At 36.2% G+C, this 13,177-nt stretch carries 11 protein-coding genes; 7 read left to right on the top strand and 4 right to left on the bottom strand.

Annotation, left to right across the window (positions count from 1 at the left end):
• Nucleotides 1–9: 9 nt before the first annotated feature.
• Entirely contained in the window at nucleotides 10–519 is a 510-nt protein-coding gene (locus tag AC3Z9T_RS14155; RefSeq protein WP_490126753.1) for a GNAT family N-acetyltransferase, read from the bottom strand.
• A gap of 181 nt (nucleotides 520–700) precedes the next feature.
• On the bottom strand, nucleotides 701–1,606 hold the full coding sequence (gene rdgC, locus AC3Z9T_RS14150; protein ID WP_490126752.1) for a recombination-associated protein RdgC: 906 nt from the start codon (nucleotides 1,604–1,606) through the stop codon (nucleotides 701–703).
• A gap of 173 nt (nucleotides 1,607–1,779) precedes the next feature.
• On the opposite strand from rdgC, the gene mak reads away from it, so the two are divergent.
• From mak to AC3Z9T_RS14115, 7 genes are all read left to right on the top strand, one after another.
• Nucleotides 1,780–2,685: a fructokinase gene (mak, locus tag AC3Z9T_RS14145; RefSeq protein ID WP_490126851.1), complete on the top strand. Its 906-nt coding sequence runs from the start codon at nucleotides 1,780–1,782 to the stop codon at nucleotides 2,683–2,685.
• A gap of 182 nt (nucleotides 2,686–2,867) precedes the next feature.
• Nucleotides 2,868–4,817, top strand: a complete 1,950-nt coding sequence (locus AC3Z9T_RS14140) for a bifunctional 2',3'-cyclic-nucleotide 2'-phosphodiesterase/3'-nucleotidase (RefSeq protein ID WP_490126751.1) — start codon at nucleotides 2,868–2,870, stop codon at nucleotides 4,815–4,817.
• 874 nt (nucleotides 4,818–5,691) lie between these two features.
• Complete coding sequence (locus AC3Z9T_RS14135) at nucleotides 5,692–5,967, top strand: helix-turn-helix domain-containing protein (RefSeq protein WP_070926849.1); 276 nt, start codon at nucleotides 5,692–5,694, stop codon at nucleotides 5,965–5,967.
• A 116-nt stretch (nucleotides 5,968–6,083) separates the two neighbouring features.
• Entirely contained in the window at nucleotides 6,084–6,593 is a 510-nt protein-coding gene (locus tag AC3Z9T_RS14130) for a fimbrial protein (RefSeq protein ID WP_490126750.1), read from the top strand.
• A gap of 332 nt (nucleotides 6,594–6,925) precedes the next feature.
• Nucleotides 6,926–7,675, top strand: coding sequence for a fimbrial biogenesis chaperone (locus AC3Z9T_RS14125; RefSeq protein WP_490126749.1), 750 nt, complete (start codon nucleotides 6,926–6,928; stop codon nucleotides 7,673–7,675).
• Nucleotides 7,676–7,688: 13 nt separating this feature from the next.
• On the top strand, nucleotides 7,689–10,157 hold the full coding sequence (locus tag AC3Z9T_RS14120) for a fimbria/pilus outer membrane usher protein (protein ID WP_490126748.1): 2,469 nt from the start codon (nucleotides 7,689–7,691) through the stop codon (nucleotides 10,155–10,157).
• Between the two features lie 8 nt (nucleotides 10,158–10,165).
• Entirely contained in the window at nucleotides 10,166–11,317 is a 1,152-nt protein-coding gene (locus AC3Z9T_RS14115; protein ID WP_490126747.1) for a fimbrial protein, read from the top strand.
• Nucleotides 11,318–11,521: 204 nt separating this feature from the next.
• Here AC3Z9T_RS14115 and AC3Z9T_RS14110 read toward each other — a convergent pair whose 3' ends face one another.
• Together AC3Z9T_RS14110 and AC3Z9T_RS14105 are read right to left on the bottom strand one after the other, a co-directional pair.
• On the bottom strand, nucleotides 11,522–11,824 hold the full coding sequence (locus AC3Z9T_RS14110) for a hypothetical protein (RefSeq protein ID WP_490126746.1): 303 nt from the start codon (nucleotides 11,822–11,824) through the stop codon (nucleotides 11,522–11,524).
• 607 nt (nucleotides 11,825–12,431) lie between these two features.
• Nucleotides 12,432–13,031: a nitroreductase family protein gene (locus AC3Z9T_RS14105; RefSeq protein WP_490126745.1), complete on the bottom strand. Its 600-nt coding sequence runs from the start codon at nucleotides 13,029–13,031 to the stop codon at nucleotides 12,432–12,434.
• Between the last annotated feature and the right edge of the window lie 146 nt (nucleotides 13,032–13,177).

The following is a 13,177-nucleotide window of genomic DNA, read 5'->3' as shown; positions in this document are numbered from 1 at the left end:
GCCAATCAGTTATTCATCTTGCCAATTCGCTAAATCAAGAACCAATTCGCATTCATCGTCTAGATAAGATCCCGTTGGGATAAAGCCTAGTTTTTGATAAAACTCAAAAGGGCTTTCTTCTCCCTCACCACAGCTATTATACAAGCGTGGGTATCCTTTCTTTTTTAAGTAGTGGATCACTTGGATTAGGGCTTCACGGCCAAACCCAAGTTTTTGATAGGGCTCTGCGATCATAAAACGCCATAGCATAATGCCATCATACTCAAGTTCATCATCATCTAATCCAGAATGCAGCATGATAAACCCAACTGGCACATCATCGGCATAAATACCACGATACCATGCACAATCTGAAAATTGAGCCTCAACAATAGAATATGCATTATCAGCCACCATACTACGTTGTGCTTCACTGAGTGTATGGCTTAATAGGCAAATTTCAGAAAAGTTATCTGCCGTAATTTTTTGCAGCGTGACAAGTGAATGTTCATCCACTTCTGGTTCGATGAGCTCTTTCATAACAATTCCTGCGATTGAAGTTTGACCTTATGGTTACGACTCGGTTATTTTTGTTATTGAAATGTAATTCAGCAGAGATTTGGCGGGTAGTCAATGACTTAATAGTGGCAATGCTAGCAAGGTCTAAAAAGTGATGGCAACACGATGAAATTGTGTTGCCAATGATAAAATAAGTTGTTGATTAATGTTCAGCTTCACCGCCGAGAACATCAATAAGGCGCGTGATGAGAGAGCTAAGTTCACCCGTCATTAGGGCATAATCGGCATCAAAGCGTTGAGCATAATCTTCTTTACCAATATCATCGTTTTGTTCTTTTAATGTATCACTGAATTTTAATCTTTTCAGTGAACCATCATCTGACAGCATAAATTGTATGCGCTCTTCCCAATCTAAAGCCAGCTTAGTGACTAATTTTCCAGCTTCAATATGTGTGGCGATTTCGTCGGAGATCAATTCCTGCTTTTTACAACGGATAATACCGCCTTCTTCAAGAATTGCTTTTAATTCAGCTTCATCCATTACGGCAAAACCTTGAGGTAGTGAACCTGAGCGGATCCACTCTGTTAAGGTGAGTTCGATTGGATCTTTAAATGTTAATGGTATGACAGGGAGTGAACCGAGGCTTTTACGTAATAGCGCTAGGTTGTCTTCAGCGCGTTTGGCGCTCGCTGCATCCACAATAATTAATTGGTTAACGGTATCAATCCATATATAGGTTTTGCTGTATTTACTGAAGGCTCTAGGAAGTAGCGAATGAACCACTTCATCTTTAAGAGAATCTTTCTCAGTTTTTTTCAGTTTTCTACCTTGATCAGCTTCCAGTTTTTCGATTTTATCTTGAAGTTCTTGCTTGATCACTGGAGAAGGTAACATCTTCTCTTCTTTTTTCGCACAAATTAGAATTTGGTTACCGGCAGCATGAGTTAAAGAGTCAGAACCCTTCATGGGGGAAACCCAACCTGTTTGTATCATGTCTTGGCTACCGCAAGGGTGATAGGCGAGAGGGGTAAGTTGTTTTTCCAGATCGTCCGCACTGAGTGCCAGATCACGATTCAGACGATAGACCAATATATTCTTGAACCACATGAAAAACCTACCTTTGTTGATGGATTGCCTATTTTAACCGATGGCTATAATAACGAATTGTCAGTTATTAAGCGAAAAAAAATGCCTTATCACATAATTTATTACATATAGCAGTATTAATGGCATGGTTTCTATACACTACAAGTACAGAACAAACAGTGGGGGGGGCAATGATGAGAATTGGAATTGATCTCGGTGGTACTAAGATCGAAGTTATCGCACTGGATGATGATGGTGAGAGCTTATTTAGAAAACGGATCGCAACGCCTCGTGGCGATTATCAAGCAACACTAAACGCAATCGCGAGTCTAGTGAATGATGCAGAAACAGCAACAGGCAAAAAAGGAACGGTAGGTGTGGGTATTCCTGGCACTTTATCTCCTGTCACAAGACGAGTAAAAAATGCGAATTCAACATGGTTAAATGGGCAATTTTTTGATGCTGATTTAGCTAAGTTACTCGAAAGGCCTGTAAAAGTGGCAAATGATGCCAATTGTCTTGCTGTATCAGAGGCGGTCGATGGAGCAGGCAAAGGTGCAAAAGTCGTATTCGCCGTTATCATTGGTACTGGATGCGGTGCTGGGATCGCGATTAATGGGCAAGTTCATTCAGGGGGAAATGGTGTGGCTGGGGAGTGGGGACATAATCCACTACCTTGGCAAGATGAGCAAGATCGTACATTTCTTCAAGAAGAACAATGTTATTGTGGTTTAGTTGGCTGTACTGAGCTTTTTGTTTCAGGAACCGGTTTTATGAGCGATTACCGTAAGTTAACTGGCGAAACAAAAATAGGAGCAGAGATTATTAATTTGATGAAATCAGGTGATCAACAGGCTATGGCTGTAATGAGTAATTATCAGTCGCGGCTTGCAAGGGCATTGGCGCAAGCGATTAACATGTTAGATCCTGATGTTATTGTACTCGGTGGTGGAATGAGTAACGTCGATAACTTGTATCAAACACTCCCCTCACGGGTGAAAAATTGGGTATTTGGCCGTGAATGTGATACGCCAATTCGCAAAGCCCTTCATGGTGATTCGAGTGGAGTACGAGGAGCGGCATGGTTGTGGTCAAAATAGTTACTGTGATGATGAATTTTTGTGATTTATATTAAATAAAATCAATCTAATTAAGATAGGTAGTGACTTCATTATGTATTAAGGGCACTTTTTATAAAGATCCTAAAAAGGGTTTTAAGCTCTTTTTTGACTGAAAATCATGCAAAGATGATTTTGCATCAATTAGTGTAGAGGAATTACGGATGAATAATATCTTTAAACTGTCGACATTGGCTTTATTTGTAACGTTGAATGCCAATGCTGCGACAGTTGATTTACGTGTTATGGAAACATCTGACATCCATAGCAACTTGGTTGATTTTGATTACTATAAAGATAAATCAACGGATCAGTTTGGTTTAGTCCGTACAGCAAGTTTGATTAAAGCGGCTAAAGCTGAAGCAACTAATGCTGTGTTGGTGGATAACGGTGACTTAATTCAAGGTAGCCCATTAGCGGACTATATGGCTGCAAAAGGCTTAAAAGAGGGGGAATCACATCCCGCTCATAGTTTAATGAATACCATGGGTTATACCGTAGGTAACTTTGGGAACCATGAGTTTAATTTTGGATTGGACTATCTGAAAAAAGCGATTGCAGGTGCTAAATTTCCTTATGTAAACGCCAATATTATTGATGCTAAAACGGGGGAAAACTTTTTTACACCTTATATTATTGTTGATACTCCCGTTAAAGACCGTGATGGTAAAGAACATAACTTAAAGATTGGCTACATTGGTTTTGTTCCACCACAAATTATGATTTGGGATAAACCAAACCTAAGTGGCAAAGTCACCGTTAATGATATAACTGAAACGGCTAAAAAATTTGTTCCTCAAATGAAAAAAGAAGGGGCAGACATCATTGTTGCGATCCCGCACTCGGGCTTTTCTCAAGAGCCATATAAAGCCATGGCTGAAAACTCTGTTTATTATCTGAGTGATGTTCCGGGCATTAATGCAATTATGTTTGGTCATTCACATGGCGTGTTTCCAAGCAAAGAATTTGCAAATATTAAAGGTGTTGATATTGCCAAAGGAACCGTTAATGGTATTCCTGCTGTTATGCCAGGGCAATGGGGAGATCACCTTGGTGTGGTAGATTTAGTATTAAATAATGATAACGGCAACTGGAAAGTTATTGACGCTAATGCAGAGGCGCGCCCTGTTTATGATAAAGCCAATAAAAAGCCATTAGTTGAGCGTGATAATGAGTTAGCTAAGCTCATTGATAAGCCGCACAATGATACACGTCAGTTTGTTAGCAAGTTGATTGGTAAAGCTTCTGACAATATGTACAGCTATTTGGCATTAGTACAAAGTGATCCAACGGTTCAGATCGTTAATGATGCACAAATTGATTACACCAAACACTATATTCAGGGTGATCCTGATCTGGCGGAGCTGCCTGTTCTAGCTGCTGCTGCACCATTTAAGGTTGGCGGGCGGAAAAATGCACCAGATGAATTTGTTGAAGTAGAAAAAGGCGATTTGACTTTCCGCAATGCTGCTGACTTATATTTATACCCTAATACGTTAGTCGTTGTTAAAGCGACAGGTGCTGAAGTCGTTGAGTGGCTTGAATGTTCTGCAGGTATGTTCAATCGTATTGACCCTCAATCAACATCACCTCAAAGCCTAATTAACTGGGATGGTTTTAGGACCTATAATTTTGACACTATTAGTGGCATTAACTATCAAATAGACCTGACTCAACCTGCAAAATATGATGTGGATTGTCAGTCTGTAAATCCACAAGCTAATCGAATTAAAAATGTGACTTACCAAGGTAAACCGATAGATCCTAAAGCAACTTTCTTGGTTGCGACTAATAACTATAGAGCCTATGGCGGTAAATTTGCAGGAACTGGTGATAGCCATATCGCCTTTGCCTCACCAGATGAAAACCGTTCGATACTCGCCTCTTATATTGCGAAGGTTTCTAAACAGCAAGGACAAGTTGCTAGCAAGACTGATAATAATTGGTCCTTCTTACCTATCAAAACAGATAAGCCACTCGATATTCGCTTTGAGACATCACCAACAGAGAAAGCTGCAGCATTTATTAAACAGCATTCACTGTATCCGATAAAACAAGTAGGAACTGATAATATTGGCTTTGCTATTTACCAAATTGATTTAACTGAGAAATAAGCAAACGTTAATGAATTATAAGCATTGATAAAGTAAATAAAAGCCCTCGTTATTATTGATATTATATTAATAGTAATGGGGGTTTTTATTTTATGCATTTTTAAAATTATGGATATAAAAATATAAGAGTTTATATGTCAATGGAATCAAGTTTAACGAAGTGTTAATTTCTGAAAATAAAATAAATCATTAGTTTTTTTATATATTTTATAATTGAATTAATTTCTGGCGTAATCATCTAAAATATTTTTAATGATGATCAATTTTTAATCTTTTGAATTTATAAGATTAATTCAGAGTTTTAGTTTCCTGAGTATTTTCCGGTCCAAATAAGGCTATCAACAAAAGATTTTTTGGTGCTGTACACTCCTAAAGGAATGTGAGAGAAATGTTGGTTATGTAAAAAAATATATATCTTTATTGTGATTTTATAAATGATACATGAATTTTTACGTGAGTGTTTCATTATATGATTGTCATTTTTAGTTATTTTTGTCATCGTAATTAGTCACTCATAATGTGGATAATAACGACGGTAATCTAAAAATGTAGTTAAGATAATATATATTAAAACATAAAATTGATTTTTTTAGTGTTAATGTCGATTTTTCAATTTAAAGCAGGCTTTATATCTTCTTTATCTCAGTCTAGTTTACAAAATCAGTTGTTAATTCTGGTTTATTGTTTCTTAATAACATTATGTTTTTATTGGTTTTGTTTATTATCAAGTCACCAATATGTTGATGTTTAATTAAGTTTCTTTACCTACTCGTGAATGAGTGAGCTTATTTGTTTTTAAATGCTGAATGCGTAATATATTGAGCATCAACTCATCTGAATCAAAACATGAATAATAAATTCAGAGGTACCCTACATGGAAATTGAAAGATATAAATACTCATTATCAATTGGTCAAAGAATTAAATCACTCAGGTTACAGAATGGTTGGAGTGGTGAAACGCTAGGTAAAATAACAGGAATAAGCCAACAGCAAATTTCCCGTTTTGAACGTGGCATAAATAGAATTGATGTTGAATCATTAGCTAAATTTGCTAATGCATTTAATGTGAATATCGTAGTTTTATTATCTGATTATGACAAGACTATTTACGACAAGAATATATTTGTTGCAAATACCTTAGTTATTTAATTTGGGAAAGTGGTATTAAAAGGATTTAGCCAAACTTTAGTTATTAACATGTGTAGTTAATCATCCTTATTTTAATAATAAAGGATAGGACTCGTTTTATCTTACAAAGGTTAAATATGAAAAAATCTCTTTTAGTTTTATTAGTTGCATCTTCAGTTTCGGCATCAGTTATGGCAGCAGATGGCACTATTACATTCAATGGCGAAATTACAGATACCACTTGTAATGTCACAACTGCCAGCAAAAATTTAACTGTTGATCTGCCTACTGTATCAACAACGGCTTTAGCAGCTGCTGGTGATACTGCGGGTAATACTTCTTTTACCCTTGATCTACAAAACTGTAGTGCAAATGGTGTGAATGTTGCTGCTAATTTTGAAAGTTTGACGAATGGCGATGCAACAAATGGCAACATTAACCCAACTCAAGCTCCTGCTGGCGTGCAAATTCGTTTAGCTGATGCTGCTGGTACACAAGCTAAAGTTAATGGTCTGCCAGTTGGCGCGAAACAAATTACTAACGGTTCTGCACAATTAGAATATCAAGCATTCTATTTTGCAAAAACACCAGTAACTAATGCAGGTCAAGTAGTAGCACAAGTTAACTATACTTTGGTTTATCCATAATAGTAATTAATGTCAGGGAGGAAATCTATCCCTGATATAAGTAATCGACAAAGTAGAAAGATTATCTTTCTACTTTGTTCTGTAAATTAAAATTTATAATTCTACATATATTCTAAATTGCAGTTACGAGAAAAGTGAATGAGTCGCTAATAGCTTATATGGATAGCTAGCACGAATAGTCATAATCAAAAATACTGCAACTTGGAGTATAAAGAGTATACAAGTTTATTTTAATTATACCTTATAAATTATGATGAAAATTAGAGACTTTTCATCAATGTAATAAGGAATGATTTATTTAATAAAGCTAATAAAATAAAGGTTAGGTCATTATGATAACTCGACCATCAGTCATAAATAAAGTTATTTTGTTTTTCTCTTTGTTGCTAATGTCAACATCGATTTATGCTAGTGTTATTATTAATGGCACTCGTGTGGTTTATAATGAAAAATCAAAAAGTAAAACCGTTCAGTTAATTAATGATAATAAGTGGCCTGCATTAGTACAGGTTTGGCTAGACAATGGGGATCCTAACGAACTACCTGAAAACATAAGAACTCCATTTTCAATTACTCCTCCAATCTTTAAAATGTCTCCTGATGCAGGTCAAAATCTAAGATTGACTTATTTAGGTGATTCATTACCTAAAGATAGAGAATCAATATATTATTTAAATGTTCTTGAAATACCCCCTCAAGATGAATCCGCAGTAGATGCAAATAAAAATACTATGCAAATAGCGATTAGATCGAGGATTAAGTTATTTTTTAGACCTTCAGCTGTTGATTCTCCTGCTTTGTTAAGTAATAAGTTGAGTTTTTCATTCAAAAAAACAACGAAAGGTAATGAGCTTCTGATTAAGAATAATTCTCCTTGGTTTATTACATTTCAAGATATCTCTATTTTAGATTCATCTAGAAAATTAAAGCTAGAAGGAAAAATGGTTGCACCATTCTCAGAAATAACAGTGAGCAATGAAAATGGTTCACCAATTCCTAATGAGTTTTTGAATGCTAAAAAAATAACCTATTCAGTGATCAATGACTACGGTGGTTTAGATAATTACGAATCTAATCTATAATAATGGTATTTATATGAAAATAAAATTAATATTTATTCTTGTTTCTTTGTCTTTAGGGTATGGTAGCCTTTCTTTTGCGGAAGAAAACAATAATGACAATAAAAAATATTCTTATGATGAGGGTTTTTTGCTAGGTAATGCCAAGAATATATCAATAGATAATCTAACTGAGGGGCAATTAACCCCTGGTGATTGGTATGTGGACATATATCTGAATAATGAATTTATTTATAATAAAGAAGTTAAGTTTTATGATGATAGTAATGGAAGGGTAGTGCCTTGTTTAACTCAAGAAGATATTGATATTTTTCACATAAAGCCTGAATTTTTACCGCTAATTAAATCGAATGGGCAGTGTGAGGAGTTATCAGGTCTCTCTAAGGATGTTCAAGTTAAATTTAAACAGGATGTATTAAGATTAAATATTCTAATACCTCAGGCGATGATAGATCAATCAGCTAGAGGATTGGTTCCTGTTAGTTCGCTTGATGAAGGGATCCCAGCACTTTTTCTTAATTATAATTTTAATGGGTACAGCACTCGTAACCATGGTGTTGATGATCATTCTGCGTATGGGAATATATCCGCAGGGTTTAACTTAGGTCTATTTCGCTTTCGTCATCAATCTAGCCTTCAATATAATAAAAACGATAATTTTCACCATGAAAGCATCAGAACTTATGTACAAAGAGCTATTCCGCAGATTGAGAGTGAGTTAACAGTTGGTCAATCATTTACTAATGGTAATATTTTTGACAGTTTCTCTTATACGGGAGCCGAGCTAGCAACAGATGGCCGTATGCGTCCACAATCAATGCAAGGGTTTGCTCCAACAGTAAGAGGCGTTGCAAATAGTAATGCTAGAGTTAGAGTGATGCAGAATGGTTATGTTATTTATGAAACTAATGTGTCACCGGGCGAGTTTGCCATTAATGATTTATATGCTACAGGATATGGTGGTGATTTAACTGTAGAAGTAACAGAAGCCAACGGGAGTGTTTCAACATTTGTTGTTCCATTTTCAACGGTACCTGGTTTATTACGTCCAGGTCAGATGGACTATAGTATTGTGAGTGGTAAGCTCCGTGGTGATAACACATCTTCAGACATCTTTGTTCAATCAACCGTACAATATGGCTTGAGTAATATTTTAACTCCATTTGCAGGATTACAATACTCAAATAAATATCAATCAGGACTGCTAGGGTTTGCTGTTAATACCCAAATAGGCGCATTTAGTTTTGATATGGCAAGTTCTAAAGCTGAATTAGAAAATCATCGTACATATGATGGTGCTCGAGCAAGGGTGACTTGGAATAAAGATATTCAAGCAACAAGTACAAATATTGCATTAGCTGGCTATCGTTATGAATCACAAGATTATTTAAGCCTGTATGAAGCAAGCAGTTATCGTGATAGCTATTTATTTAACGGTGATTCTATTAACCCGCGACGCTCTCAATATGTACTAACTGTCAACCAAAACCTTTCTGATTACGGCACAGTATATGTTAGCGGGTCTTTACAAACTTGGAGAGATAATTTACCTGATAGTAAGCAGTTGCAAGCAGGATATATGAATAATTATAAAGGTATTGGTTATAGCCTTACTTATATAAAAATGTATCGGAACGATGATCAGGGTAGTGATAATAATTATATGCTCAATGTAACAGTACCTTTTTCACTGTGGTATCCAGATCAAAATATGGTATTAAGCAGCTCAGTTACACATTCTGACGCAGATAATCGTTGGCAAAATAACACAACAGTAAGTAGCACTTTAGGTGACGATAACTCAATTTCTTGGAACGCAACAGCAAGTGATATAGGCGAATCAAGTAGCAGTTTCTCCGGAAATATCCAGAAAGATTTTTCATCCGCTTCAGTTAATGCTGGATATTCACAAGGAAATCATTTTAGAACAATCTCTGCTGGTACGAGTGGTGCTTTAGTTGCATATCAAGGCGGTATTATTCCATCACGTTATTTAGGAGAAACTTTTGCAATTGTTGAAGCCGATGATGCTGAGGGGGCTACGCTTTCGTCATGGGGGGATATTGCTGTAAATGGAAGAGGCCAAGCAGTAGTACCTTCACTAGTGCCTTATCAATATAACTCATTGTATCTTAATACTGAAAATATGAATACTGATGTTGAACTTAATAATAACTTGGTAAAAATAGCACCTTATGCGGGTTCTGCAGTTTTAGTTAAGTTTGACACACAAAAAGGTAACAATATTACTTACCGTATTAAACTACAAGATAATAAATCTGTACCGTTTGGCGCCAATATTTACGATGAAAATAATAGTAAGGTTGGTTTGGTTGGGCAAGGTGGATTAGTTCACTTCAATTCAAAATTAGAAAAAGGGATTGTTTATATTAAATGGGGAGATGGAGCCGAGCAGAAATGTCAATTCTCTTATACATCTTCAAATAATCAATCTATCCCTGATTCCACTTGCTATTATTATTGAGGTTAATTATGTCAATATTAAAATTAAATATCAGGCTGGCACTTTCTGTTATAATGTTAATGCCTATTTTAGCAGAAGCAAACTGTGTTATAGCACCAGGTGGTGGTCTTAATGGTGCAACTGTTAGGGTCGGAACGAAAACGGATATTTCAATTTACAAAATAGAATATCAGCCAGAAGGTACGCGATTAGGCTTTGAATATGTTAGCCCCGCTGATATATCAGCACAATTGAATATTCCTCTAGATAGGGTTTTATTTCAGTGTGACTTAGCTGATAAAGATTCCATTTATGAAATGTATTATATGCCTCCGGGTACATTAGACAACGGAACTCCATTTGCGACACTTGGTAGTGGTATTCGATATTGGAAAACCAATATGACGGGGCTAATGTTTAACTTTTTTATTGGAAATGGTGCAAGTAAAGATACTCAGTTTAATAACTCAGCGCTTAGAAATAAAATAGGCTATGATATAGATCCTAATAATTCACAAAAAATACAAATAAAACTTAAGCATTTTTCGGGTATTTCAAATGAGCAAGTTCGCTCTAATCAAACCGTAACTGCAAATGCTTATTTGAACGCTATTGGTGTCATTAATAGAGGGGTTATTGGCTTTTCAGGACCAGGTATTAATACTGGGTCAGTAATGGGGGGCAGCTACTTAAATATAGCACACCGCGTTGTCAATGGGCGAGTCATTAACTCTTGCGGTATTTCGCAAATTACATCAACAGTTAATTTAGGTAGTCATTCAGTAAATGATCTTCCATCTACACCAACGAATTTTAATGTCACTTTAGAATGTCAAAGAGGGGCGACAAAAGTAAAATATGGTTTTGTGCCAAGTGAAGCCAATCGAGCAACTAATGAGCAAAATCTTTTGTTGTTAGATCCAAGCATGGGATCAACAGCCAAAGGTGTAGCTATTCAGATATCAACTGCATCAGGTACACCAGTAAAATTATTAAACCTCGGTCCAGCTGGTGGTGGGATCCCTGTTTCCAACAACTGGACTAATGTTCCTGTAATGTCAGGTACAGGGACTCAATTTATTAGTTTGGATTTTAATGCTAAGTATGTGAGATATCCTACGGAAGCAATCAACCCAGGGAAAGCAAATAGTAAGGCTATTTTTATGATTGATATGCAGTAAACCAAGGGATTGGGATACCTATATTTATTCATAAATATTAGGTATCCCAATATATATTTGCCACACTTCAAGTTACAGGGCTTTTCGTTAAGGTGCGATGACTACACTCAGCTAGCTGGGGCTCAGAATTTATCTATGTTACTCGCCCATCTTTGCTTGCCACCTCGCCACACCTCTAATGATTTAGAATACAAATAACAAGCCCTAGTCATAAGTAATATTTAAAGTTGATTTGTTATTAAACTGGTTGTATTCCACCTTTACAAAATCAGTACTAAGTTTTTTCGCATTCTTTAATGAACTGGTTTTGGTCAAATTTTTACCATTGCGGTAACATTCAAAGTCAACTTTTTCGCTATTGGCGACTCTGATTTCACATTGAGGTTCATAGACATAGCCAATAAAGGTAATTGTGCCGCCACCAACAGTATTAGATGCGGCATAGGCAAAAGAAAAACTAGAAATGAGTACAGTAGTAACGGTTGCAATTAAGGATAAGCGTTTCATAGTCTACCTCCTAGTTGAACTAGCGCATACTCGACATAATTCAAATTACAGCGTTATTGAGTGACGTTTGCTCGCTTGTCATCTAGCTGCACCTCGGATTATTTGGCATAAATACAATGAATGCGAGTAGTGCGTTACGGATTCTCACTTATAAGTTTAGTTCAGTTACGAGTAATTAATATGACATATGCTAAGAAAATATGTATTTCGTATAATTTATCTCGTATATGGGGTTTTTATGAACAATTATTCCATTATACAATATTCTATCTGAGCAGTGAAAATGGCCTGTTTACCGAATAAAAACCGGAAACAGGCTAGGTATGGGTTTGTTTTAGATGTTTTAGTAACAATTATTGTTTTGATATGTTTGAGAAAAATAAACATTTAAACAAACTAAATCACTGCTTAGTGGGAAGTTTTTAGTTAGCAAAATTCGCTGTAAACCTTCGTCTTATGCGGGTGAAGAGCAGTCACTGAGTTTATTGTTTAATTGGGGAAGGATCCCATGGCGTTGGCGTATCATGAAAGGTGTATATTGAAATATTGGTCATGATTTGCCCCTGCTTTAAGGCTACAGGGGCGAGGTATTATTGAAGGCTAAATCTTATTTGAAGATTTTGAATCTAGCTTCATCATCCATAAAGTCTTTATCGCCAGCTGGCGCATTGATAGAACCAAATACCATCTGAGCACGTAGTACCCAATTATCTGGGGTTCCCCATTCTTTTTGAACGTGGTTATCAATCAGAGGGTTGTAGTGTTGTAATGATGCACCTACATTTTCTTGCGCTAATGCTGTCCATACTGCGAACTGTGCAATACCGCTTGCTTGTTCAGACCAAATGGGAAAATTGTCTGCGTACAGAGGGAATTGCTCTTGTAGCCCTTTAACAACAGCCATATCTTCAAAGAATAAAATAGAACCAGCGCCTGCTGCAAAGCTATCAATTTTTTGTTCAGTTGCTGCGAATGCTTGCGCAGGAACAATGGCACGCAATGTTTCTTTGGTTAAATTCCATAATTTTTTATGCTGCTCACCGAATAAAATCACAACACGTGAAGTTTGTGAGTTAAACGATGATGGAGAATGTTTGACGGCTTCTTTAATTAATTTTGTTACATGGTCATGAGAAACCGGTAATTGATCGCCGAGGCTGTAAATAGTACGACGGTTTTTAATCATTTCGATAAAGGCGTTTGACATGTAAGTCTCCTAGCTATTTATTTGTTAGCGCACGGTATTATATGGTATGAACAGTTCCAAGCGTCGCTATTCATTTGATGAGTAGTACTATATCGTTGTGGTTAAAAAATCATAGAAAAAAAATTTAACCGTAAGGTTCAAATTTT

This window comes from Providencia sp. 6390 (assembly GCF_058148425.1).
Note: the sequence above shows the minus strand (reverse complement) of the source record. Positions and strands in the feature narration are given on the sequence as shown.

What these genes read in the sequence shown, in the direction of transcription:
- mak (WP_490126851.1), top strand. Translation starts at nt 1,780, where the DNA reads ATGAGAATTGGAATTGATCTCGGTGGTACTAAGATCGAAGTTATCGCA.
- AC3Z9T_RS14110 (WP_490126746.1), bottom strand. Translation starts at nt 11,824, where the DNA reads ATGAAACGCTTATCCTTAATTGCAACCGTTACTACTGTACTCATTTCT.
- AC3Z9T_RS14140 (WP_490126751.1), top strand. Translation starts at nt 2,868, where the DNA reads ATGAATAATATCTTTAAACTGTCGACATTGGCTTTATTTGTAACGTTG.
- rdgC (WP_490126752.1), bottom strand. Translation starts at nt 1,606, where the DNA reads ATGTGGTTCAAGAATATATTGGTCTATCGTCTGAATCGTGATCTGGCA.
- AC3Z9T_RS14125 (WP_490126749.1), top strand. Translation starts at nt 6,926, where the DNA reads ATGATAACTCGACCATCAGTCATAAATAAAGTTATTTTGTTTTTCTCT.
- AC3Z9T_RS14115 (WP_490126747.1), top strand. Translation starts at nt 10,166, where the DNA reads ATGTCAATATTAAAATTAAATATCAGGCTGGCACTTTCTGTTATAATG.
- AC3Z9T_RS14130 (WP_490126750.1), top strand. Translation starts at nt 6,084, where the DNA reads ATGAAAAAATCTCTTTTAGTTTTATTAGTTGCATCTTCAGTTTCGGCA.
- AC3Z9T_RS14155 (WP_490126753.1), bottom strand. Translation starts at nt 519, where the DNA reads ATGAAAGAGCTCATCGAACCAGAAGTGGATGAACATTCACTTGTCACG.
- AC3Z9T_RS14105 (WP_490126745.1), bottom strand. Translation starts at nt 13,031, where the DNA reads ATGTCAAACGCCTTTATCGAAATGATTAAAAACCGTCGTACTATTTAC.
- AC3Z9T_RS14135 (WP_070926849.1), top strand. Translation starts at nt 5,692, where the DNA reads ATGGAAATTGAAAGATATAAATACTCATTATCAATTGGTCAAAGAATT.
- AC3Z9T_RS14120 (WP_490126748.1), top strand. Translation starts at nt 7,689, where the DNA reads ATGAAAATAAAATTAATATTTATTCTTGTTTCTTTGTCTTTAGGGTAT.